The 22,074-nt window shown below is 58.4% G+C and carries 19 protein-coding genes; 9 read left to right on the forward strand and 10 right to left on the reverse strand.

Going from position 1 to position 22,074, the window contains the following annotated elements; translation table 11 throughout:
• Positions 1 to 5: 5 nt before the first annotated feature.
• The 4 genes from argC to ACR3ES_RS14300 form a co-directional block, all read right to left on the reverse strand.
• Positions 6 to 1,034 (reverse strand): N-acetyl-gamma-glutamyl-phosphate reductase, encoded by a 1,029-nt coding sequence (gene argC, locus ACR3ES_RS14285; protein ID WP_170430323.1) that lies wholly within the window; start codon positions 1,032 to 1,034, stop codon positions 6 to 8.
• Between the two features lie 96 nt (positions 1,035 to 1,130).
• On the reverse strand, positions 1,131 to 1,940 hold the full coding sequence (gene murI, locus ACR3ES_RS14290) for a glutamate racemase (protein ID WP_170430321.1): 810 nt from the start codon (positions 1,938 to 1,940) through the stop codon (positions 1,131 to 1,133).
• 8 nt (positions 1,941 to 1,948) lie between these two features.
• On the reverse strand, positions 1,949 to 2,827 hold the full coding sequence (locus ACR3ES_RS14295) for a lysophospholipid acyltransferase family protein (protein WP_170430319.1): 879 nt from the start codon (positions 2,825 to 2,827) through the stop codon (positions 1,949 to 1,951).
• Positions 2,828 to 2,905: 78 nt separating this feature from the next.
• Positions 2,906 to 6,325, reverse strand: coding sequence for an indolepyruvate ferredoxin oxidoreductase family protein (locus ACR3ES_RS14300; protein WP_170430317.1), 3,420 nt, complete (start codon positions 6,323 to 6,325; stop codon positions 2,906 to 2,908).
• Positions 6,326 to 6,495: 170 nt separating this feature from the next.
• Here ACR3ES_RS14300 and ACR3ES_RS14305 point away from each other — a divergent pair, with 170 nt between their 5' ends.
• The 5 genes from ACR3ES_RS14305 to grxD all read left to right on the forward strand — a co-directional run bounded on the left by ACR3ES_RS14305 (position 6,496) and on the right by grxD (position 13,285).
• Entirely contained in the window at positions 6,496 to 7,404 is a 909-nt protein-coding gene (locus ACR3ES_RS14305; RefSeq protein ID WP_170430315.1) for a LysR family transcriptional regulator, read from the forward strand.
• A 276-nt stretch (positions 7,405 to 7,680) separates the two neighbouring features.
• Positions 7,681 to 9,942: a mechanosensitive ion channel family protein gene (locus ACR3ES_RS14310; RefSeq protein WP_170430313.1), complete on the forward strand. Its 2,262-nt coding sequence runs from the start codon at positions 7,681 to 7,683 to the stop codon at positions 9,940 to 9,942.
• Between the two features lie 188 nt (positions 9,943 to 10,130).
• Positions 10,131 to 12,290 (forward strand): phosphoribosylformylglycinamidine synthase subunit PurL, encoded by a 2,160-nt coding sequence (purL, locus tag ACR3ES_RS14315; protein WP_170430310.1) that lies wholly within the window; start codon positions 10,131 to 10,133, stop codon positions 12,288 to 12,290.
• A gap of 146 nt (positions 12,291 to 12,436) precedes the next feature.
• Positions 12,437 to 12,673: a BolA/IbaG family iron-sulfur metabolism protein gene (locus ACR3ES_RS14320; protein WP_170430308.1), complete on the forward strand. Its 237-nt coding sequence runs from the start codon at positions 12,437 to 12,439 to the stop codon at positions 12,671 to 12,673.
• A gap of 249 nt (positions 12,674 to 12,922) precedes the next feature.
• Positions 12,923 to 13,285, forward strand: a complete 363-nt coding sequence (gene grxD, locus ACR3ES_RS14325) for a Grx4 family monothiol glutaredoxin (RefSeq protein WP_170430306.1) — start codon at positions 12,923 to 12,925, stop codon at positions 13,283 to 13,285.
• A 7-nt stretch (positions 13,286 to 13,292) separates the two neighbouring features.
• On the opposite strand, the gene ACR3ES_RS14330 is transcribed toward grxD, so the two are convergent.
• The 3 genes from ACR3ES_RS14330 to ACR3ES_RS14340 are packed head-to-tail and all read right to left on the reverse strand — an operon-like array spanning position 13,293 to position 14,889.
• The gene (locus ACR3ES_RS14330; protein ID WP_170430304.1) at positions 13,293 to 13,640 is read right to left on the reverse strand and encodes an MliC family protein; all 348 of its coding nucleotides are present in this window, start codon (positions 13,638 to 13,640) and stop codon (positions 13,293 to 13,295) included.
• The gene (locus ACR3ES_RS14335) at positions 13,637 to 14,032 is read right to left on the reverse strand and encodes a cell division protein ZapA (protein WP_170430302.1); all 396 of its coding nucleotides are present in this window, start codon (positions 14,030 to 14,032) and stop codon (positions 13,637 to 13,639) included. Before ACR3ES_RS14335 ends, ACR3ES_RS14330 begins: the two co-directional genes overlap by 4 nt.
• Positions 14,032 to 14,889, reverse strand: coding sequence for a hypothetical protein (locus tag ACR3ES_RS14340; protein ID WP_170430300.1), 858 nt, complete (start codon positions 14,887 to 14,889; stop codon positions 14,032 to 14,034). Before ACR3ES_RS14340 ends, ACR3ES_RS14335 begins: the two co-directional genes overlap by 1 nt.
• A 235-nt stretch (positions 14,890 to 15,124) precedes the next feature.
• Between ACR3ES_RS14340 and tkt the strand changes: the two genes are divergently transcribed.
• Complete coding sequence (tkt, locus tag ACR3ES_RS14345) at positions 15,125 to 17,146, forward strand: transketolase (protein ID WP_170430298.1); 2,022 nt, start codon at positions 15,125 to 15,127, stop codon at positions 17,144 to 17,146.
• Between the two features lie 53 nt (positions 17,147 to 17,199).
• Here the strand turns inward: tkt and ACR3ES_RS14350 are convergent, their stop codons facing one another.
• Together ACR3ES_RS14350 and ACR3ES_RS14355 are read right to left on the reverse strand one after the other, a co-directional pair.
• Positions 17,200 to 18,000, reverse strand: a complete 801-nt coding sequence (locus ACR3ES_RS14350) for a thioesterase family protein (RefSeq protein WP_170430296.1) — start codon at positions 17,998 to 18,000, stop codon at positions 17,200 to 17,202.
• An 89-nt stretch (positions 18,001 to 18,089) separates the two neighbouring features.
• Positions 18,090 to 19,061, reverse strand: a complete 972-nt coding sequence (locus tag ACR3ES_RS14355) for a DUF808 domain-containing protein (RefSeq protein ID WP_170430294.1) — start codon at positions 19,059 to 19,061, stop codon at positions 18,090 to 18,092.
• A 181-nt stretch (positions 19,062 to 19,242) separates the two neighbouring features.
• On the opposite strand from ACR3ES_RS14355, the gene gap (ACR3ES_RS14360) reads away from it, so the two are divergent.
• From gap (ACR3ES_RS14360) to gap (ACR3ES_RS14370), 3 genes are all read left to right on the forward strand, one after another.
• A complete protein-coding gene (gene gap / locus ACR3ES_RS14360; RefSeq protein WP_170430292.1) occupies positions 19,243 to 20,244 on the forward strand; it encodes a type I glyceraldehyde-3-phosphate dehydrogenase in 1,002 nt (333 codons plus the stop codon).
• Positions 20,245 to 20,315: 71 nt separating this feature from the next.
• Positions 20,316 to 20,459, forward strand: a complete 144-nt coding sequence (locus ACR3ES_RS14365; protein ID WP_170430290.1) for a hypothetical protein — start codon at positions 20,316 to 20,318, stop codon at positions 20,457 to 20,459.
• A gap of 93 nt (positions 20,460 to 20,552) precedes the next feature.
• Entirely contained in the window at positions 20,553 to 21,557 is a 1,005-nt protein-coding gene (gene gap / locus ACR3ES_RS14370; RefSeq protein WP_170430288.1) for a type I glyceraldehyde-3-phosphate dehydrogenase, read from the forward strand.
• Here the strand turns inward: gap (ACR3ES_RS14370) and coaD are convergent.
• Entirely contained in the window at positions 21,549 to 22,040 is a 492-nt protein-coding gene (gene coaD, locus ACR3ES_RS14375; RefSeq protein WP_170430286.1) for a pantetheine-phosphate adenylyltransferase, read from the reverse strand. The two genes, gap (ACR3ES_RS14370) and coaD, sit on opposite strands and share 9 nt — an antisense overlap.
• Between the last annotated feature and the right edge of the window lie 34 nt (positions 22,041 to 22,074).

Raw genomic sequence — 22,074 nt, forward strand, 5'->3', positions numbered from 1 at the left:
CGTCCTCATGGGAACAAGGGGGCCATCATCAGCCCCGTGGTTTCAGCTTCACCTAACATCAGGTTGGCGTTCTGCAAGGCCTGCCCACTGCTACCTTTTGTCAGGTTATCCAATGCCGCGACCACAATGGCGCGGCGCTCGATCCTGTCGGCGACAACCCCAATATGGCAGAAATTCGAGCCACGCACATGATGGGTCGAAGGTGTCTCTCCCATCGGCAGCATTTCGACAAACGGCTCATCATCATAGGCCTTGGTAAGCGTCTCATAGATACTCTGCGGGTCACCTTTCACGTAAGTCGTTGCCAGTATGCCCCGATTGGCAGGGATCAGGTGCGGCGTGAACTGCACATGCACCGTGCGACCGGCCAGTTTCGAGAATTCCTGATCGAACTCGCCCAAATGCCGGTGCGCGCCGCCAACCGCATAGGCATTGGCACCCTCGCTCAGTTCCGCGTGCAGCAGGTTTTCCTTGAGCGACCGCCCTGCCCCGGATACGGCGCATTTCAGATCCAGAACGATGTCATCCAGGTCAATGACACCGGCAGAAATCAAGGGGCGCAATACATACTGGCCCGACGCCGCATTGCAGCCGGTGCCGGCCACAAGACGCGCGGCGCGGATTTCGTCCCGATAGAATTCGGTCAGGCCATAGACAGCCTCTTCCTGCTGTTCCAGGGCGGAATGAGGGTTTCCGTACCATTTTTCGTATTCATCTGGATCGCTCAGCCGGAAATCAGCGGACAAATCGATGATTTTCAGGTTTTTGGGCAGATCCCGGATGACCGCCTGACTGGTCTTGTGCGGCAAGGCGCAGAAGCACAGATCGATCTGCGAAAAATCGATCTCCGAGATTTTGCACAGGGTCGGCAGGTCCATATGGCGCAGATGTGGGAAGACCTGCGCCATTGGCAGACCCGCTTTGCGTTCTGCCGCCAGCGCGGCAATCTCCATGTTCGGGTGCTCGGCGATCAGCCGCACCAGTTCCGCGCCGGTATAGCCGGAAGCGCCTAGAATTGCGATTTTATGGGTCATGTCAGACCTCTCGTCTCATAGTGTGTCACATATCACGACCGCCGATGTGACGGTCTTGGAATTAGAAGAACGTAAAGGCGGAGTCCTTGACCGAAGTCAGGCCGCCTCGAACGCGATCTGTCGTCGGAGAAACTGTGTTGCCCGGTCGCTGACAAAGCCCGGCTTGCCCGTGGTCACAAAACCGCCCGCGCCATCCCCCAGCATATTGGGATGGCGCTGCAAATAATCCGCCAGGCTCTGGGCCACCAGATCGCCCTGGCTGAACACCTGAACATCCGGACCCAGGGCCTGTTGAAAGGCGTCCGCCATCAGCGGGTAGTGGGTACAACCCAAAACGGCGGCCTGAGGCTCGGGCATTTTGCGTTTTAGCGCATCGACATGGGAGCGCACCAGCGCTTCGGCCAGGATCATGTCGCCCTCTTCGATGGCATCGACAACACCGCCACAGGCCTGTGCCTCGACATCCACACCGATGGCGCGAAAGGCCAGTTCCCGTTGAAAGGCGCGGCTGGAGACCGTGGCCGGCGTTGCAAACAGCGCCACGTGCTGCACTTCGACCTCGCGCGGCGGAGAGTTGTCGCCCCATTGCCGTTCGGTCAGGGCTTCGATGAGCGGAACAAAGACACCAAGAACCCGTTTGCCATCGGGTACGCCCGCTTCCTGCATGCGGCGCAGGGCGGCGGCACTGGCCGTGTTGCAGGCCAGAATCACCAGATTGCAGCCCCGCGACCAGAGGTCGTTCACGGCAGCGCGGGTCAGTTGGTAGATATCCTCGGCATCGCGCACGCCATAAGGCGCATGCGCACTGTCCGCAAAATACAGGAAATCAACGTCGGGCAGACGGGTCTGCGCGGCGTTCAGGACGGTCAGACCGCCCAAACCGGAATCAAAGATGCCTACTGCCATGTGCCCCTTCAGGCGCGATGCCGTTCCTCGAATTCATAGCCGTAGTCATAGGACTTCAACGGCTTCGGAGACAGCTCATACGTGGCTTTGCGCAGGAAATCCATCATCTTGCGCGTATCCTTGCCAAGCGGGTCCAAAACATCACGCCCAATCGGTTCGCCGATCACCACTTTGACCGGCGTATCGACGCGTTTCTTGAATTCTTTGATCAGCAGCCCCATGCGCAAAGTGTAGTGTAGATGGCTGGCAATCTGGAACAGGCGCGAGGTGTGACCATCGAAAAAGACAGGCACCACGGTTGCGTTGGATTTGGCCACCATCCGTGCGGTAAAACCGCGCCAGCCCGGATCCATCGGGTGCGAGAACGGCTTGGCCGCCGTGCTGACCGTGCCGCCGGGGAAAATGCCAATTGCACCGCCATCGGCCAGGTAGTTCAGCGCCGTTTTACGGGTTGCGAGGTTCTGTTTCATCGCCTCTTTTGTCTCATCGAATGAGATCGGCAAAATGATGCGGTTCAGGTCCTCGGCCTTGCGGAATATCCGATGCGCCAGAATGCGGAAATCGCTGCGGGTTTCGGACAACATGTGACCCATCATCAACCCGTCAAGAATGCCATAGGGGTGATTGGCGATCAGGATCAGAGGACCGTCCGACGGGATGTTATCCAGCGACCCGCCAACCACATCCAGGGTCAGACCATAGCGATCGACCATCACCGACCAGAAGTCGCGCCCCTTGGCAACCTCTGCCTCATATCCGTCCGCGCGTTTGATCAGACGCATCCGGCCGGTCGTGTTCTCCATAAGTTTAATGACCATCCGCCCGCCCTTGGTTTCGGCGGAATAGGCGTAGGAAATGTCACGAACGACGTGGCGGCGCGAGGGCATTGGATACTCCGGTTTGCTGCCGAGAAGATAGCTGCACGTAACAATTTTGCCCAGCTATCGTGACACACTTGTGACGGATCACTCGGCAGCTGCCCGCATTTCCGGCCCGCCGCTGCGGATAACGGCCAGCAATTCCTCGCGCCGTTTCGCGGCTTTTGCTTCGTTTTCCTGCAACACAGGCCCAAAGCCACGGATATCCAACGGCAACCGCGCCAGTGCCGCAATTGAGTCCTGAGTGTCCTGCGACACCAGCGGCAAGACCTCTTTCATGTCCTTTTCGTATTGCTTGATCAAAGACCGCTCCAACCGCCGCTCGGACGAATACCCAAAGATGTCCAGCGGCGTGCCCCGCAGGGATTTCAGTTTCGCCAGCAACTTCAAGGGGCCCAGCATCCACTCGCCAAAGGCCCGTTTGCGCGGACGACCATTGCTGCCTTCACCACCAAAGATCGGGGGCGCAAGGTGAAAGGTCATTTTGAAATCGCCGTCGAACTCCGCTGCCGCTTTGTCGCGGCTGCTCAACAACAGGCGCGCAACCTCGTATTCGTCCTTGTAGGACAACAGTTTGTGGTACCCTTTTGCGATGGCCTCGCGGATCGTGGCATCCGCGACCGCGTCCACGAGTTTGCGATAGCGTTTGGCTAAACGGGGTCCCTGGTATTCCGTCAGATGCTGCGCACGGAACTCGATCATCTGATCCAGGGTTTTCGGCAACTCGGCAACCGAGGGCGACAGGATCGACTGCACGTCCTCGGGGTGCAGAACCGCCCAGCGACCGATGTCAAACGCGCGTTTGTTGCGCTCAATCGCCGTCCCGTTCAGCTCGATGGCCTGTTGAATCGCGTCGTGACTGACAGGCAGCAACCCGCGCTGCCAGGCTGCGCCAAAGACCATCATGTTGGAATAGATTGAATCCCCCATCACCGTCCGCGCCAGATCGGTTGCGTCAAACAGCGATACATCGTCTTTCAGCCGGGCCTGAAGCGCCAGTTCCAACTGATCGCTGGGAATGCGAAACTCGGTATCGCGTGTGAAGTCGCCGGTGACGGTTTCATGATTGTTCACAACCGCGCCGGTCTGGCCACTACGGGTCAGACCCAGGGTCTTTGCCCCTGCAGACACAACCAGATCGCCACCGATCAGGGCATGCGCTTCGCCGGTTGCAACGCGAATGGCACTGATATCCTCGGGAGCGTTGGCCAGACGGCAGTGGATATGCACCGCACCGCCCTTTTGCGCCAATCCGGCCATTTCCATCATCCCGGCACCCTTGCCGTCGATCTGCGCGGCCTGTGCCAAAACGGCCCCAAGGGTCACCACGCCGGTGCCGCCAACCCCGGTGATGACCACGTTATGCGTGCCCTTGATCTCGGGCAGCACCGGCATAGGCAGATCCGGCAGATCAATCTCGGTGGTCGCCTCCTTACGGATCTTGGCCCCTTCGAGGGTAACAAACGAAGGACAGAACCCGTTCAGGCACGAGAAATCCTTGTTGCAGCTCGATTGGTCAATCGCCCGTTTGCGCCCCAGTTCGGTTTCTTTGGGCACGATGGACACGCAGTTCGACTGCACGCCGCAATCGCCACAGCCCTCGCAGATATCGGTGTTGATAAACACCCGCTTGTCAGGATCCGGGAAGGTTCCGCGCTTGCGTCGGCGGCGTTTTTCGGCGGCGCAGGTCTGTACGTAGACAATCACCGACGTCCCTTCGATCTCGCGAAATTTCTCCTGAACCCTCATCAGGTCGGCGCGCTCAAAGGTTTCGACGCTCGGCGGCAGTGCCTTGAAATCCACATCTTCCTTTTCGTCATAGACAAGTGCGACCTCTTTCACGCCCATTGCCTTGACCTCGCCCACGATCCGTTCGGCGGTCAGACCGCCTTCGTTTCCCTGGCCGCCGGTCATAGCAACGGCATCGTTAAACAGGATTTTGAACGTGATGTTGGTCCCGGCAGACAGCGCCGCCCGGATCGCCTGAACGCCCGAATGGTTGTAGGTGCCGTCGCCAATGTTCTGAAAGACGTGCTTGGTGGTCGAAAATGGCGCTTCCCCGATCCAATTTGCGCCCTCGCCCCCCATCTGAGTAAACCCGCTGGTTTCGCGATCCATCCACTGCACCATGTAATGGCAGCCAATCCCAGCATAGGCGCGGCTGCCATCTGGTATTTTGGTCGAGCTGTTATGCGGGCAGCCCGAGCAGAAATACGGCAGGCGCGTTGCAATCTCCTGCGCATTATCGGCCCTGCGCGCCTCGGACAGTTTTGCCAGACCGGCGCGCACGCCGTCTGTTTTGCGCCCTTCCTCGATCAGGATGCCGCCCAGCTTTTCGGCGATCATGATGGGATCCAGCGCGCCCCGTGTCGGGAACAGTTCCTCGCGATCAAGGGTCCCTGCCCCACCCTTGTACCAGCCATAGACCCTGCGCCCGCGCCGGTTGTCAAAGATCGCTTCTTTGACCTGTACCTCGATCAGTTTGCGCTTTTCCTCAACAATGACGATCAGGTCGAGCCCTTCGGCCCAGTCCTGGAACCCCGTCATATCCAGCGGAAAGGTCTGGCCGATCTTGTAGGTGGTGATCCCCAGCCGCTCGGCCTCGACCTCGTCGACGTTCAACAGTGATAACGCATGGGTCAGGTCCAGCCAGTTCTTGCCCGCAGCCACCAGACCGATCTTGGCGCCCGGCTTGCCCCAGACCCTTTTGTCGAGCTTGTTGGCACGCGAAAAGGTTTCGGCGGCAAAGCGTTTGTAATCAATCAGCCGCGCTTCCTGCAGATGCGGCGTGTCGCCCAGCCGGATATTCAGCCCACCCTCGGGCATGTCGAACTCGGGCGTGACCACCGGGTTGCGGGCCGGATTGCCGTCGACGACAGAGGTGACCTCAATCGTATCCTTCATAGTTTTCAGGCCGACCCAGACACCGGCAAACCGGCTGAGCGCAAATCCGTAGACGCCATAGTCGAGAATTTCCTGCACACCGGCGGGGCTGACAATCGGCATATACATGTCGACCAAGGACCATTCGGACTGATGCAGCACGGTCGAGCTTTCGCCGGTATGGTCATCGCCCATCGCCACAAGAACACCGCCATATGGCGCGGTCCCTGCCATGTTGGCGTGCCGGAACACGTCGCCGGAGCGGTCAACACCGGGCCCTTTGCCGTACCACAGGCCAAAGACACCATCGAACCGGCCATCGCCGCGCAGACCGGCCTGCTGACTGCCCCAAAGTGCCGTGGCCGCCAGATCTTCATTCAGCCCGTGTTGAAAGGTAACGTCGCTGTCGGCCAGTTGCTTTTGCGCACGGGTCATTTGCACGTCCACCGCGCCCAGCGGAGACCCGCGATACCCGGTCACCAGACCTGCGGTATTCAGGCCCGCATGACGGTCCCGGGCTTTCTGCATCAGCATCAACCGCACCAGTGCCTGGGTTCCGTTCAGAAGAACAGGACTTTTGGTCAGATCGAACCGGTCATTGAGCGAAATCTGTGGCTGACTCATCGGACGCCTCCCCACGTCAGATCAGTGTGCTTCATATGCAGGCATATTTAGGTCAAAACACCTGACCTGTATAGGGCCTATCCTCTGAATTGTAATAATGTCACCGTTTGATTGTAGAACTTGTTACCCATTTCATATAGGCCATCCCGAGGATAACGAAAGTTGCGACGATGGATTGGGACAAGCTTAGAATATTTCATGCAGTTGCGGACGCCGGAAGCCTGACACATGCGGGCGACAGGCTGAATCTGTCTCAGTCCGCCGTCAGCCGGCAAATCCGTGCGCTGGAAGACTCTCTCGACGCGACCTTGTTTCATCGCCACGCTAGGGGTCTGATTCTGACCGAACAGGGCGAGTTGCTGTTTGATGCAACTTCGGCCATGTCCAAACGTCTGGATGCCGCGGCGGCCCGCATTCGCGACAGCGAAGAGGAGGTTTTTGGCGTCCTGCGCGTGACCACGACGTTTGGGTTTGGCACGCTCTGGCTGGCCCCGCGCCTGCCCAAGCTCTACGAACAATACCCTGATCTCAATGTCGACCTGATGCTGGAAGAACGGGTTCTCGACCTGCCCATGCGCGAGGCCGACGTCGCCATCCGGATGAAGGAACCAAGTCAGGCCGATCTGGTCCGCAAGCGCCTGATGACGGTGAAAATGCAGCTTTACGCCACGCAGGACTACATCGAGACCCACGGTGGCATGTTGCAATCCATTGAGGAGATTAAGAACCACCGGCTGATCTGTCAGACGCCCGCCGCCCCGCAAGTCGGGGCCAGTGCCGCGATGGTTCGCCACCTGATGACATACAATCCGGTGTCTTTTCTCACCGTGAACAACTATTTCGGGGTGCTTCAGGGCGTTTTGCACAATCTGGGTATCGGCGTGCTGCCAGACTACGTCACACAGGATTTCCCGCATCTGGTGCCCATTCTGTCGGATATCGAAAGTGCCGATGTCCCGGTCTACCTCGCCTTCCCTGAGGAATTGCGCCAATCCAAACGCGTTGCGGCCTTCCGGGACTTCGTTCAAGATGAGATCATCATTCAACGCAAGCACTTGAAACAGATGGGAAAACTGTAGCTATGCGCCAACCGCATATCGGACATGACCGATGGGCAGGCTTATAAATCTTGAACGTACATAAACCGACGCCTAAATGAGCATGCGAAGGCGGTGATGCTGAAACGCTCATCATCTTCATACCTCCCTGTTGGACTACGGCCGAGCTTCGTGCTCGGCCTTTTTTTTGCCGTTTTGCCACGTGCGCGCGATCAAGCCGGTGAAACTTCTGGGAAAAAACACCTTCGCGCCTATGATCCCGGAAAAAACGAATAATTGCGATCGAGGACAAAACAGATGTTCCATCCCCTCCGCCTGTTTTTGGCGTTGATTTCTGCACTGCTGTTATCCGGGCCATTATATGCTCAGGTCACCAGCACATCAGCAGCACCCGCGACGGTAACCATTCCCGATGATCTGACCCCGGATCAGGTGGATGACCTCGTTGCGCGCATGTCCGACGATCAGGTTCGTTCCATTTTGCTCGAGCGGCTGGATGCCGTGGCCGCGCAAACGGCTGAGACTGCAGCGGCCCAAAAGGGCCTGATCCAAACGATGTCTGATACGGCCAGCATCATGGCCGCATCCTGGGTAGACGTTATTCGCAAGGTTCCGGTGCTGGTCTCTGCGCAGGTCGAGGCATTTACCAACTTCGGAAACACCTTTGGTGCAAACGGGCTGATGACTCTGTTTGGATTTACCATTCTAGCGCTGGCGATCGGATATGCTGCCGAAAAGGTGGTGGGCTTGTGGACCCGCCGTTGGATCAAGGTGGTCGACGGCGATTCCTCCACCAATCTGCGCGGCGCCGTGACCTATCTGTTCAAACGGTTCTGCGGCGAGTTTCTGGGGCTCTTAGTCTTCTACTACACGCTGGTCTTTGTTGGACGCCAGCTGCTGGATGAACAACAGATCTCGCAGGCGGCACCATTTGTGTTTTATCTGATCTGGTTCCCACGACTGGGCGCCGCAATCTCGCGGTTTATCCTGGCTCCGAACCAGACCAACCTGCGTCTGGTCAATGTGGACGATCATTGGGCCAAATACCTACATCGCAATCTGATCGGTTTGTTCCTGCTGATCGGGTTCACGATGTTCATTCTGGATTTCAACTTTCTCAACGGCGTGCCGCCGGGTGAATCCCGTCTGGGATTCTGGCTGAACACGGCGATTCACATCTATATCGGTGTGATTGCATGGACAGCCCGCGATGGCCTCTCTGACATGATGCGCGGGTCTGATCCCGATCGTACCAGATTTGATGAAGAGGTCGCACGGCTTTACCCCTACCTGGCTATTGGCGTATCGGCGGGCACGTGGTTGTTGGTCGAATATCTGGCCGCGCAGAAAAATCCGGCAGTGTTTGCGCTGTTGGCGCATGGCGCGCACTTCACGACGATGTTCTGGCTGCTGATCGCGCCCGCTCTGGATACCCTGATCCGTGGTCTCGTGCGCCATCTGCAACCCCCGATGATGGGCGACGGCCCGATTGCCGAACAGGCTTACAAATCAACAAAACGCAGCTACATCCGTGTCGGGCGGGTTTTGGCCGGTATCCTCGTGATCTTGATGATCGCGGATGCATGGGACCTCGATTTGCAAGAGATCTCTGGCGGATCCGAGTCCGGCAGCAATGTCATACAATTCTTCATCATCATCGCAATCGGCTACATTATCAACGAAGCTGTGTCGCTCTGGATCAACCGCCGTCTGGCAAAAGAGCAGACCGCAGCAGAGCAAAGCCCCGATGAAGAGGCTGGCGAAGGTGGCGGTTCAGGCGGATCGCGTCTGGCCACCGTGCTGCCCCTGCTGCGGGTGACCGCGCAGGTGGCGATTGCTGTCATCTTTGTGCTGCTGGCTTTGGGTGCGTTGGGCCTCGACATCACGCCGCTTCTCGCCGGTGCCGGTATCCTGGGTCTGGCCATCGGGTTTGGTGCGCAAAAGCTGGTGTCGGATATCGTTGGGGGCATCTTCTTCCTGATCGATGATGCGTTCCGCGTGGGTGAATATGTCGATGTCGGCGGAACCACCGGGACCGTCGAGAAAATCTCGATCCGCTCGATGCAGCTGCGGCACCATCGCGGCCCGGTGCATACGATCCCATACGGCGAAATCCAAAAGCTGACCAATTACAGCCGCGACTGGGTGATCATGAAGCTCAAGTTCACCGTGCCCTTCGACACCGATCCGAACAAGGTTAAGAAAATCTTCAAGAAGATCGGTGCCGAGATGATGGAGGATGAAACCCACAAGGATGGGTTCCTCCAGCCGTTCAAGTCTCAGGGCGTGTTTGACTTTGATGACGTAGGCATGATCATCCGTGGCAAGTTCATGGCCAAGCCCGGCAAGCAGTTCACCTTGCGCAAGGAAATCTTCAACCGCGTCAAAGCGGCGTTCAAGGAAAACGGCATCGACTTTGCCCGCCGCGAGGTGCGCGTCGCGATACCGGGGCTTGATGAGGCCGAAAATCTGACTGAGGAGCAGAAGACGACCGTTGCCGCTGCGGCGGGCGACGCTGTTGCACAGCAGGCCCAACAACAACAGGAACAGCAGAAGTAACTGCGTCGCTTGTTCGGTTGCAAAAGCTTAGTAAAGGGATGCCTTCGGGCGTCCCTTTTGTTTTGTGCAACCCACAAGTTGGCACCTGCTAAAGCCATAGAAATCAGACAATCCGCCTTTGCTCTTTCCCCCGGCGATCCCTTCCCCTAAAAGGCGCCAACGATTGCCATCTCGGGGATGAATACAGGATGCAAGAGCCAGCCATCACACCGGATCTGATTGCCGCTCACGGCTTGAAACCCGATGAGTACGACATGATCCTCGAGATCATCGGGCGCGAACCGAGTTTCACTGAGCTGGGCATTTTCTCGGCGATGTGGAATGAGCATTGCTCGTACAAGTCCTCAAAGAAATGGCTGCGGACCCTGCCCACTTCTGGCCCGCAGGTCATCTGTGGACCGGGCGAGAACGCTGGTGTTGTGGATATCGGTGACGGGCAAGCCGTTGTTTTCAAAATGGAAAGCCACAATCACCCGTCTTACATCGAACCGTATCAGGGCGCGGCCACAGGAGTTGGTGGTATTCTGCGCGATGTCTTTACGATGGGCGCACGCCCCATCGCGTCGATGAACGCTCTGTCGTTTGGGGAACCTGAGCACCACAAGACCCGGCAACTGGTCAATGGCGTGGTCGAGGGTATTGGCGGCTACGGCAACTGCTTTGGCGTGCCGTGCGTCGGTGGCGAAGTCCGCTTCCACCCGGCCTATAACGGCAACTGCCTTGTGAATGCCTTTGCCGCAGGCCTCGCGGATAGCGACAAGATCTTCTACTCGGCCGCCTCGGGCGTTGGCATGCCGGTCGTCTATCTGGGTGCCAAAACGGGCCGCGATGGCGTTGGCGGTGCGACCATGGCCTCAGCCGAGTTCGATGATACCATCGAAGAAAAGCGCCCCACAGTCCAGGTCGGCGACCCCTTCACTGAAAAACGGCTGATGGAGGCCACGCTGGAGCTGATGAAGACCGGCGCCGTGATCTCGATCCAGGATATGGGCGCGGCAGGCCTGACATGTTCCGCCGTTGAGATGGGCGATAAGGGCGGTCTGGGCGTACGCCTCGATCTGGAAAACGTGCCCCAGCGCGAAGAGAACATGAACGCCTATGAGATGATGCTGTCCGAATCTCAGGAACGCATGCTGATGGTGTTGAAGCCTGAGCTTGAAGCCGAAGCCCGCGCCGTGTTCGAAAAGTGGGATCTGGACTTTGCCATCGTCGGGGAAACCATCGCCGAGGATCGCTTTCTCATCATGCACAATGACGAGGTGAAGGCCGATCTGGTTCTGTCCAAGCTTTCTTCAACCGCCCCCGAGTATGACCGTCCGTGGGAGCCGACCCCCGAGCCTGAGGAACTGGCCGACGTTCCGCAGATCGACCCGATTGACGGTCTGCGCGTCCTGCTCTCTTCCCCCAATTACGCAGGTAAGCAATGGGTGTACGAGCAGTATGATACGATGGTCATGGCCGACAGTGCCCGCACTCCGGGCCTCGGCGCTGGTATGGTGCGTGTTCACGGCACCGACAAGGTTCTGGCCTTTACCTCGGACGTGACGCCCCGCTATGTGCGGGCAAATCCGGAAGAAGGCGGCAAGCAGGCCGTTGCCGAAGCCTACCGCAATCTGACCGCTGTTGGCGCAACGCCACTGGCCACAACCGACAACCTGAATTTTGGCAACCCGGAAAAGCCCGACATCATGGGTCAGTTCGTCGGCGCAATCAAAGGCATCGGGGCTGCCGTCGCGGCGCTGGATATGCCCATCGTGTCCGGCAACGTGTCGCTCTATAACGAAACCGACGGTCAGGCGATCCTGCCAACGCCCACCATCGGCGCGGTTGGCCTGCTGACGCACACTGATGAGATCATCGGCAACGAGGTGCGCGACGGTCATGTCGCACTAGTCATTGGTGAAACACAAGGCCATCTGGGCCAGTCCGCTCTGCTGGCAGAAGTCTTCAACCGCGAAGACGGCGACGCGCCGCATGTCGATCTGGATGCTGAAAAGCGCAACGGAGAGTTCATCCGCGCCAACCGCGATATGATTAAGGCATGCACCGACCTTGGGGATGGCGGGCTTGCCCTCGCCGCTTTTGAATTGGCCGAGGCGGCTGGTGTTGGCATTCATCTCGAGGACGCACCCACCGAGGTGCTGTTTGGCGAAGATCAGGGCCGCTATCTGGTCGCCTGCAACTTCGATCAGGCCGAAGCCCTGATGATTGCCGCCGGTCAGGCTGGTGTCCCGCTGGTTTCGGTTGGCCGCTTCACGGGTGAAACCGTCAAGATCGGTGTCTCCGAAGCGCCGCTTGCCGAACTGGCCGATACGTTCCGCAGCAGTTTTGCAGCCGCAGTCGCCTGATATCACGTCATTTAGCCCGCGCGCGACAAGATGAACGGTGCACAGACTCGGTCAGAGGCCGGCGTCAGAGTTTGTACGCAACCCGCATCTTGCGCGCGCTCACCCAGCGCTCTACATCTTGGGAAAGACCTTCAGGAGTATCCTACATGCCGATGAGCGCCCATGAAATTGAAACCTTGCTGCGGGACGCCTTTCCTGACGCCGAAATTCAGGTAGGCGGGCAGGATGGCGTGCATATGTCGGCCATGGTCGTGGACGAGAGCTTTCGCGGCAAGAACCGGGTGCAACAGCAGCGCGCTGTCTATGCGGCCTTGAAAGGCAAGATGGATGGTCCTGCGGGCGAGTTGCATGCACTGGCGCTGACCACCAAGGTGCCGGAGTGAAATGGAACATGCGATCGTAATCTGTGTTGCGGTTTCAGTCTTTGTAGTGCTCATCGCACTGATTGCATGGAACCACTCAAAGAAGGGGCGCAACACAAGACGAGGCTCGCTGCCAGGACGTGGAAAACACCTTCTCCATTCAAACTACAGTTCATCTGACGGTGGCGTTAGCTCGGCGCAGACCCATATCCCAAGAGACCCTCAAAACTACGCCAAAGCGATGATGCCAAAGAGCAAAGGAAACGCGAAATGACCGACGTGAAAACCCAGATAGACGAAACCGTCAAGGCCAATGACGTTGTGCTCTATATGAAAGGCACCAAAGAGATGCCGCAATGTGGATTCTCATCCCGTGTGGCCGGCGTGCTGAACTACATGGGCGTGGAGTACACCGACGTGAACGTTCTGGCCGATGAAGACGTGCGTCAGGGCATCAAGGATTATTCCGACTGGCCGACGGTTCCGCAGCTTTACGTCAAAGGCGAGTTTGTCGGCGGTTGCGATATCATCACCGAAATGACGCTATCCGGTGAGCTCGACACATTGTTTGACGAAGCCAGCGTTGGCTACAACAAGGATGCTGCTGACAAAATCCGCGAGGCAAATGCCTGATCACCTCTTAACGGCTGGTGCACTCCTGATAGATGACCTGTTCATCGGCGCTGCCGCTGGGCAGGTAGCTTATAGTGGCGTCCCAGCCTTTTGAGCGCAAGATATACGTGCCTCCTGTGCCAACGGATTCATACCGGATGCCAGACCCGCTTTCGGTCTGGCGCATCGGCACCAACCTTCGGTCAACCATCATCGCCGCCGCGCCAGAGCCATCGGATGCATTGAAATAGGTGACGGGGACCGACGCGCCCGTCTCGCAGGTAAAGGTCACCGACAGGATGTCGATCTCGGCCACTGCCGCTGACGCGGCGAGTGTCATCAGTGCCCCGCAGGCCGCACCAAAGAGTGTTTTCATTTCACAGACTTCTCTTCAACAACCGCGGCAAGGGCTTCGGCCCGCGCCGCCAGTTCAGCCAGAGTATCAGTGACTGACGGCGGTACAACTGCTACCTCGACCCGTTCCGGTTCCGGGGGCGGCGCATTGCGCAGCGTCCTTAGCTCTGCCTCGGCCTCAGCCAGTTTTTCCTCGAGCACCTGTACTTTATCATCGGTTGCTGCCGTTTTGTCTGCCAGCATGAGACCCGCCATCAACAGCATCCGCGATTCAGGCATCCGTCCGATCTGATCCGACAGAATCTGCGCCTCATCATCAAGCATCTTGGCCGCAGCCTGCAAAAAGGTCTCTTCGCCGTCCTGACAGGACACATCAAAGCCGCGCCCGCCGATATGAATGGTCAATTCCGGCATCACTCTACCTCGCCTTCCGTCAGTTTCGCCTGAGACAGCAACGGTTCAAGCCGTGCCAGCACCGCATGCGCTTCGGCCGCATCCGTTGCCTGAGCGGCTCGGGTCGCCTCGAGTTCAGCTACGGTGGCGCGATTTAACAACTCTGCGTCCGTCACACCGTCCTGCGCTGCAGTGCGCAGTTCGTCCATTGACATTCGCAGCTCCTCGTTGGCTTTGCGCATCCGCTGCAGATCGTCATCCAGACGCGACATCGCCGCGCCGTGGCTGGTCCTTTCGGCGCGCAGCATCTCGAGTTCAGCGTTCAGATCACCGACCTTTTCGCTGTCGGCCAACTCCGAACGCAACCGGCCATTTTCCGCCTCGATGTCCTGCGCCCGGGCCAGCAAGCGCTTTAGCTGTTCGATTTCATCCCGCAAGGGCGCCGGGTCAACGCGACCCTCAAGGTCGGTGCGCAGCGTTTCGTTTTCGGCCTTTAGCGCATCCAGTTCCTCGCGGTTTTCCAAGGCGGCTTTGGCCTCTGCCAGTTCAGCCCGGGCCGCTTCTACCGCAGCGAGTTTCTCGGTGGCTTCGGTCAACTGGTCGCGCAGAGTTTCTGTGTCATCATCATCACCAGAGCCCGGGCGCAGTGTATCCAGATCGGCGCGCAGGGCGTCGACTTCCTGTTCATGCCTTTCTTTCAGGGACTTCAACCGCTCCTGAAGCTGGGCATTTGCAACGCGCTCATCCTCTAACGCGTCCTGCAGACCCGCCTCCTGCCCGTCGCCACTGCCGCCCGTTTTGTGCAAAGTTTCGACGCCGGTGCCGATGCGTTCCATCGCAGCAATAATGCGATGTTGTAGTTCCTCGATCTGGCTCATGCCCCTGTCACCTCTTTATCAAGGATCGTTCTGTTGCCGGCCGTCCGAATCAAAAACAAACCGTGCCTTTGGTTAGTCTACCGGAATGTGACAGAAAATACCCACTCTTAGGTTTCAATCACTTGGAGCGCGCTCTTCATGCTCGGTTATGGCCTCTCGCCGGGTTCCGCTTGCACTTTGAGGGGTGAATGATATTCAGCGCTGGATCTGCCTGTAACCCAAAGGAACTCCGCCCGTGGACCTGACTGCGCTGCGCAATGCCAACCCCGAACACTGGGACAAAGCTGCGGCCATCCGCACCCTGACCCTCGACGCCGTCGCCGCTGCCAATTCCGGCCATTCCGGCATGCCCATGGGCATGGCCGACGTCGCCACCGTGCTGTTCGAAAAACACCTGAAATTCGACGCAGCCAACCCGGATTGGCCCGACCGCGACCGGTTCATTCTGTCGGCGGGACACGGGTCAATGCTTGTCTATTCGCTGCTCTATCTAACCGGTCACGCCGATGTCACGCTGGAGGAAATCAAGAATTTCCGTCAGTTGGGTGCCAGGACAGCGGGCCACCCCGAGAATTTCCTGATTGATGGGGTCGAGACCACCACCGGCCCGTTGGGGCAAGGCATTTCAAACGCCGTTGGCTTTGCAATCGCCGAGGAAGTTCAGCGCGCGCATTACGGCAAGAAAGTCGTTGATCACTACACCTATGTAATCGCAGGCGATGGCTGCCTGATGGAGGGCGTCAGCCAAGAGGCGCTGACCCTGGCCGGCCGCCATGAGCTGAGCAAGCTGATCGTGTTCTGGGACAATAACAACATCACCATCGATGGCACGGTCGATATGTCCGACCGAACCGATCAGGTGCGTCGCTTTGCAGCCTCGGGCTGGCATGTGATTGAGATTGACGGCCATGACCCAAATGCCATCGACACCGCCATCGTTCAGGCAAAAAAGTCGAACAAACCAACCATGATTGCCTGCGAAAGTCATATCGCACTGGGTCACGCCGCGCAGGACACCTCAAAGGGTCACGGCGCGCTGACGGATCAGGATCAGTTGCAGGCCGCCAAGGACGGATACGGCTGGCCGCATGCGTCTTTCGAAATTCCGGCCAGCGTGAAATCTGCTTGGGAAGCCATCGGCACACGCGGCGCGGCCGAACGCGCGGCCTGGGAGGAACGGTTCGCGCAATTGTCCGAGCGTAAACAGGCCGAGTTCAACCGGGCTTATGCCTTTGAAACGCCCAAAAAACTTGCCGGTGCAATACGATCTCTGAAAAAACAGATTTCTGAAGATCAACCCAAGATGGCAACGCGCGCCTCGTCGGAAAAGGTTCTGAGCGTTGTAAATCCCATCATGCCTGAGACCGTCGGCGGGTCGGCGGACCTGACCGGGTCAAACAATACCAAAACGGACGATCTGGGCGTATTCCTGCCGGAAAACCGCAAGGGTCGCTACATCCATTACGGTATTCGCGAACACGGCATGGCGGCCGCGATGAACGGCATGGCTCTGCACGGTGGCATACGCCCCTATGGCGGGACGTTCATGGCCTTCACCGACTATGCGCGCCCGTCGATGCGGCTGGCGGCGCTGATGAAGGTTCCAAGCGTCTTTGTGATGACCCATGACTCCATTGGTTTGGGCGAAGACGGCCCGACCCACCAGCCGGTTGAGCATCTGGCCATCTCGCGCGCGACGCCGAACACCTATGTGTTCCGCCCCGCCGACACGGTCGAAACGGCCGAAGCGTGGGAACTGGCGCTGACCTTCAAGAACAGCCCCTCGGTCCTGTCGCTGACCCGTCAAGGCGTGCCGACCGTGCGCACCCAGCACAAGACCAAGAACCTGGTTGCTCAGGGCGCTTATGTTCTGGCCGAAGCCGACGGCAAACGTCGGGCAATCCTGATCGCCACCGGTTCCGAGGTGTCGCTGGCGATGGAGGCCAAGGCGATGCTGGAGGCCGAAGGTATTGGTACCCGTGTTGTCTCGATGCCCTGCATGGAGCTGTTTGCTGAGCAGGATGACGCCTACCGCAAGCGTGTCCTGCCGGGTGGAGCCGTTCGTGTCGGGATCGAAGCGGCGGTTCGCGCAGGTGGCTGGGATCGTTGGCTGTTGGGCGAGCGTGGTCGTGAGGCCAAGGCGGGCTTTGTCGGCATGTCCAGCTTTGGCGCATCGGCCCCGGCGGGTGACTTGTACAAGCACTTTGGCATCACCGCTGAGGCAACTGTTGCCAAGGTTAAAGAGCTATTGGGCTAATACCCGCGCCTTTCACGCGAAGAAGCCCCGGGGATTCACCGGGGCTTTTTTGATCAAACGAAGATGATCACGGACTGCATTCCGTCGACGACAAGGTCACCGTCGGTGTTCCAAACCCGCATAACCTGCGAACTGTAGCCATCGCGACCGGCGGTCAGTTGATGCTCCAACAACCACCAGCCATCGCGCGTTTTGACGTCTTCGGTCAACACATTGAAAATCCAGTTCATCGACGAACTCGGCCCTGGCTTTTTCAGCGTCGGGTAAATCGCAGGTGGCGGTAAATCTGCGATCGAGATCAGACCTTCAATGCTATCCCACATGCGCACATCATTGTGCCGTGCCCAAACACGCAGGTAGCCCCGTTCTGCTCCTGATATGGGGAGCGCCCCCTCCACAAGACGGACATCGAAGTTTTCCAGAAATGCGATGGGTGGTTTTGGTAGGTTCGGTGGGAAATAGTAGTCTGTCGTTTCAGGCTCACCCGACGGTTTCGCTGCGCAGGTAAAGGTTACGTGACTGTCCTGCGCCTGACCGAAACTGAAGGTTCCAACAGCCGATACGCGACCCTCGACCTCGGCACGGGCGGTGATCGTTGTGACATTTCGCCCTCGGCGCAACAACTCGGTGCCGACGGTCGCCGGCGCCCCGATTGGTGCGGTGAAGTTGATCAAAGCAGACCGCAATGGCGGCAAGGCAGGATGTTGCGTGTGAACCGCCGACAACATCAACGCGGAGGAAAAGCCACCAAAGGTCGTACGACCTTGCATCCAATTCTGTGGCACAGGATAGCGCAGCCGATCTTCAACCTGCTCGGCGGCGTTCAAAACATCTGGCAAACTGAGTGAAGACATGATGAACCTAATTGGACGTTACCGCCACCATGGTTACTCCAACCTTTCCGTGAATCCAGATGCGACCCCACGTCACCAAACTGCTTGGCTCAATGCTTGTCTGTCCGCCCCGCTACTGCGCCGATTGCCGGAGAAATCACTTTCGTTGCCAACGGAATAAGCGCCAAACCGTACGCAAGACCAAACACACCATCCAGCGTTGCCTTGGATATCCACTCGACCGCGCCAACCCACTGTTCGGACACCAAGTGTCCGATTGCATAAGCCCAATCGTGGATGTGGTGGCCCAGCCAGCCAAAGCCCAGCACCTCCAGCCCATGAATGACGATCGAACCGCCAACCCAAAGCATTGCGGCGGTTCCGATGATAGACAGCAGCTTCATCACGCCGGGCATACCCTTGACCAGGCCGCGTCCTACTCCGCGCCCAATGGGCGTTGGGGCGTTCTTGGCCAGGTACAACCCGACATCGTCCATTTTGACGATCAGACCGACCGAGCCATAGACGGCCAGCGTCACGCCGGTCCCGACGACCGCCAGCGTTGCGGCCTGCATCCACAGGTTCGGCGCCTCAATCGCCGCCAGAGCAATGGTCATGATCTCCGCAGACAGGATGAAATCGGTTTTGATGGCGCCCCTGACCTTTTGTTCTTCCAGATGGCCGGGATCGGGGTTCTTCATGTCTTGCTCGATCACATGGCTGCCGTGCGGAAACAGCACGTGAAAGATTTTTTCCGCCCCCTCGAAACACAGATACGATCCCCCGATCATCAACAAGGGTGTAATCAGCCACGGTGCGAAATTGGCCAGCAGCAAAGCAACGGGCAGCAACAGCACAAGTTTGTTGAACAGAGAGCCGCGTGCGATGCGCCAGATGATCGGCAGTTCCCGCGCCGGCGCAAATCCCTGAACGTATTTTGGGGTGACGGCGGCGTCGTCGATGATCACACCGGCTGTTTTGGCCCCCGCCTTACCCGCTGCCGCCACCACATCGTCCACTGAGGCAGCCGCGACCTTGGCGATTCCGGCAACATCGTCCAAAAGGGCCAAAAGACCACTCATCACGCGTCCTCTCTTAACATCTGTCGCCTCCGGACCCTACCTGATCCGACGTATAGCGCAAGCGTTAGCGCAATCGGCCCAGGTTTGCGCTAACACCTTAAAAATATGTCATTTTTGCCCTTTTTAGATTCCGTATTCGCGGCTATATGGCCCCCAAAGCAAGCGCAGTCGGAGACGTCATATGACCATAAAGGTCGGTATCAATGGTTTTGGCCGGATTGGCCGCTGTACTTTGTCCCACATAGCGGCCTCAGCCCGCAACGACATCGAAGTGATCAAAGTCAACGCAACCGGGCCGCTGGAAACCTCTGCGCATTTGCTCAAATACGACAGTATTCATGGCCGATTTCCACGTGACATTTCGATCAACGGCAAGACTATGGACCTGGGTCGCGGCCCGATGGAGATGTTTTCGACCTACGACATGAACGAGTTGGATTGGGACGGTTGCGATGTCGTTCTGGAATGCACCGGCAAATTCAACGATGGCCTGAAAGCCAAGACACATCTTGAGCGCGGCGCACAGCGGGTTCTGCTGTCGGCCCCCGGCAAGAACGTGGACAAGACCATCGTTTTCGGCGTGAACCACAACAGCCTGGTGTCCGAGGACCGCATGGTGTCCAACGGGTCCTGCACCACCAACTGCCTTGCTCCGCTTGCCAAGGTTCTGGATGAAGGCATCGGCATCGAACACGGCATCATGACCACGATCCATGCCTATACCGGCGACCAGCCGACGCTGGACCGCCGTCATAGTGACCTGTACCGCGCGCGCGCCGCTGCGATGTCGATGATCCCGACCACAACAGGTGCGGCCGCTGCCCTGGGTGAAGTCTTGCCGAACCTCAAGGGTCGTCTGGACGGGTCCGCCATTCGCGTTCCCACCCCCAACGTCTCTGCCGTCGATCTGTCATTCCGCGCTGCGCGGGATGTCACCGTCGAAGAGGTCAACGCAATTGTCGAAGAGGCCGCCAAGGGCCCGATGCAGCGCGTTCTGGGCTTTGAGCCCGCACCACTGGTCTCGACCGATTTCAACCATACCGAAGAAAGCTCGATCTTCGCGCCGGATCAGACCCGCGTGGTCGACAACCGCATGGTGCGCGTGTTGGCCTGGTACGACAATGAATGGGGCTTTTCGGTGCGCATGGCCGATGTGGCCGTGGCCATGGGGCGTCTTAACTGACCCTTCGTACACCGCTTGTACCCTAACGCCCGCTCAGGTTATCTGGGCGGGCGTTTTCGTTCGGAGACATGATGACAAACCAAATCGCCATCTGGCTTGGGATTCTCATTCTCGGCGGAATCATGCTGGATTATTCGGTGTACGGAACCGAGCATTTATTGTTTCTGAGCAAGAAGCTCTACGCTTTTCTCGACTGGCTGGCCTTCTGGCGCTGACGGATGTTTTGCTTGACATTTTCGCTCATCTGATCTTGTTAGCGCTAACTACATTCCTATCGTGGCCGAACGGCCAATCAGACGGAGCGCAACATGACACTGAAACTGGCAATCAACGGCTTTGGACGGATCGGGCGCGGCGTTTTGCGGGCGGTCATGGAATCGGGTCGCACAGATGTTGAGATCGTGGCCATCAACGACCTGGGCAAACCCGAGATGAATGCGCATCTATTTGAGTTTGACAGTGTGCATGGCCGGTATCCCAACCCGGTGACCCTTTCTGATGCGGGTCTGGACGTCGGCGCGGGTCCGATCCGTCTGAGCAGCGAGCGGGATCCGGAGTCGCTGAACTGGTCCGATGTCGATGTGGTTCTCGAATGCACCGGCGTGTTTCGCACCCGCGAGGCGGCCGAGCGGCATTTCAAGAACGGATCGGGAAAAGTTCTGATCTCTGCCCCTGCCCGTGGGGACGGCACGGTCAAGACGGTGGTATTTGGCGTTAACGATCACGAACTGACGGCAGAAGACACGGTTGTATCTAACGCGTCTTGTACGACGAACTGCTTGTCGCCGGTCGCCGCCGCGCTGGACGCCGGACTGGGTATTTTGCATGGCAACATGACGACCATCCACGCCTATACGGCCAGCCAGCCGGTTCACGACACGGTCGGCAAAGACCCCTATCTGTCGCGCGCTGCCGCGTTGTCGATGATCCCGACAACAACCGGGGCGGCCTCGGCCGTTGGTCTGGTTCTTCCGCAATTGTCTGGCAAGCTGACCGGTCAGGCCATTCGCGTTCCCACGCCAAATGTCTCGGTTGTCGATCTGGTGGCAGAAGTGTCACGCGCCACGACCGAGGACGAGGTCAACGCGCTGTTTGTCGACGCTGCTGCCAAGATCCCTGGCGTTTTGGCCGCCGAAAGCCGCCCGCTGGTCTCCATCGATTTTAATCACGATGCCCACAGTTCGACCGTGTCGCTGGCTGAAACCAAGGTCACGGATGGCACGCTTGTGCGCGTGCTGGCCTGGTATGACAACGAATGGGGGTTCTCGAACCGGATGCTCGATACCGCCGCCGCTATGGGCGCGCTATCCTAACCTGTCCTTGAGGGCCGTATTGACGCGGGGCGTGACAAATTTGGACACGTCCCCGTCCAGCCGGGCGATTTCCTTGACCAGTTTCGAAGCAATGGCCTGGTGTCGCGCCTCAGCCATCAGAAAGACCGTTTCGATCGAGTCGTCCAATGCCCGGTTCATGCCAACCATCTGAAACTCGTATTCGAAATCGGCAACAGCCCGCAATCCGCGAACGATGATCTGGGCACCAACGTCGCGTGCGCAGTCGATCAGCAAGTTTTCAAAGGGGTGCGCGACAATCTCGGTACCGGTCTGTTCGGTCAGATGAGCGCATTCCGCCTCGATCATCGCGACGCGTTCTTCCAGCGAAAACAGTGGGCCTTTGTCACGGTTGATGGCCACGCCAATCACCAGTTTGTCCACCAGGGCTGCGGCGCGACGGATGATGTCGATGTGACCCAGGGTGATCGGGTCAAAGGTTCCGGGGTATAATCCAACCCGCATCGCGCCCTCCTGCGCAACAAAATTTCTGCGCAAG

It is taken from the genome of Ruegeria sp. B1 (assembly GCF_056535885.1).

Coding starts and splice junctions, on each gene's coding strand:
- grxD (WP_170430306.1), top strand. CDS start 12,923: ATGACCGACGTGAAAACCCAGATAGACGAAACCGTCAAGGCCAATGAC.
- ACR3ES_RS14350 (WP_170430296.1), bottom strand. CDS start 18,000: ATGTCTTCACTCAGTTTGCCAGATGTTTTGAACGCCGCCGAGCAGGTT.
- ACR3ES_RS14305 (WP_170430315.1), top strand. CDS start 6,496: ATGGATTGGGACAAGCTTAGAATATTTCATGCAGTTGCGGACGCCGGA.
- ACR3ES_RS14340 (WP_170430300.1), bottom strand. CDS start 14,889: ATGAGCCAGATCGAGGAACTACAACATCGCATTATTGCTGCGATGGAA.
- gap (WP_170430288.1), top strand. CDS start 20,553: ATGACACTGAAACTGGCAATCAACGGCTTTGGACGGATCGGGCGCGGC.
- ACR3ES_RS14300 (WP_170430317.1), bottom strand. CDS start 6,325: ATGAGTCAGCCACAGATTTCGCTCAATGACCGGTTCGATCTGACCAAA.
- murI (WP_170430321.1), bottom strand. CDS start 1,940: ATGGCAGTAGGCATCTTTGATTCCGGTTTGGGCGGTCTGACCGTCCTG.
- ACR3ES_RS14310 (WP_170430313.1), top strand. CDS start 7,681: ATGTTCCATCCCCTCCGCCTGTTTTTGGCGTTGATTTCTGCACTGCTG.
- ACR3ES_RS14355 (WP_170430294.1), bottom strand. CDS start 19,061: ATGAGTGGTCTTTTGGCCCTTTTGGACGATGTTGCCGGAATCGCCAAG.
- ACR3ES_RS14335 (WP_170430302.1), bottom strand. CDS start 14,032: ATGCCGGAATTGACCATTCATATCGGCGGGCGCGGCTTTGATGTGTCC.
- ACR3ES_RS14295 (WP_170430319.1), bottom strand. CDS start 2,827: ATGCCCTCGCGCCGCCACGTCGTTCGTGACATTTCCTACGCCTATTCC.
- argC (WP_170430323.1), bottom strand. CDS start 1,034: ATGACCCATAAAATCGCAATTCTAGGCGCTTCCGGCTATACCGGCGCG.
- ACR3ES_RS14365 (WP_170430290.1), top strand. CDS start 20,316: ATGACAAACCAAATCGCCATCTGGCTTGGGATTCTCATTCTCGGCGGA.
- ACR3ES_RS14320 (WP_170430308.1), top strand. CDS start 12,437: ATGCCGATGAGCGCCCATGAAATTGAAACCTTGCTGCGGGACGCCTTT.
- coaD (WP_170430286.1), bottom strand. CDS start 22,040: ATGCGGGTTGGATTATACCCCGGAACCTTTGACCCGATCACCCTGGGT.
- ACR3ES_RS14330 (WP_170430304.1), bottom strand. CDS start 13,640: ATGAAAACACTCTTTGGTGCGGCCTGCGGGGCACTGATGACACTCGCC.
- gap (WP_170430292.1), top strand. CDS start 19,243: ATGACCATAAAGGTCGGTATCAATGGTTTTGGCCGGATTGGCCGCTGT.
- purL (WP_170430310.1), top strand. CDS start 10,131: ATGCAAGAGCCAGCCATCACACCGGATCTGATTGCCGCTCACGGCTTG.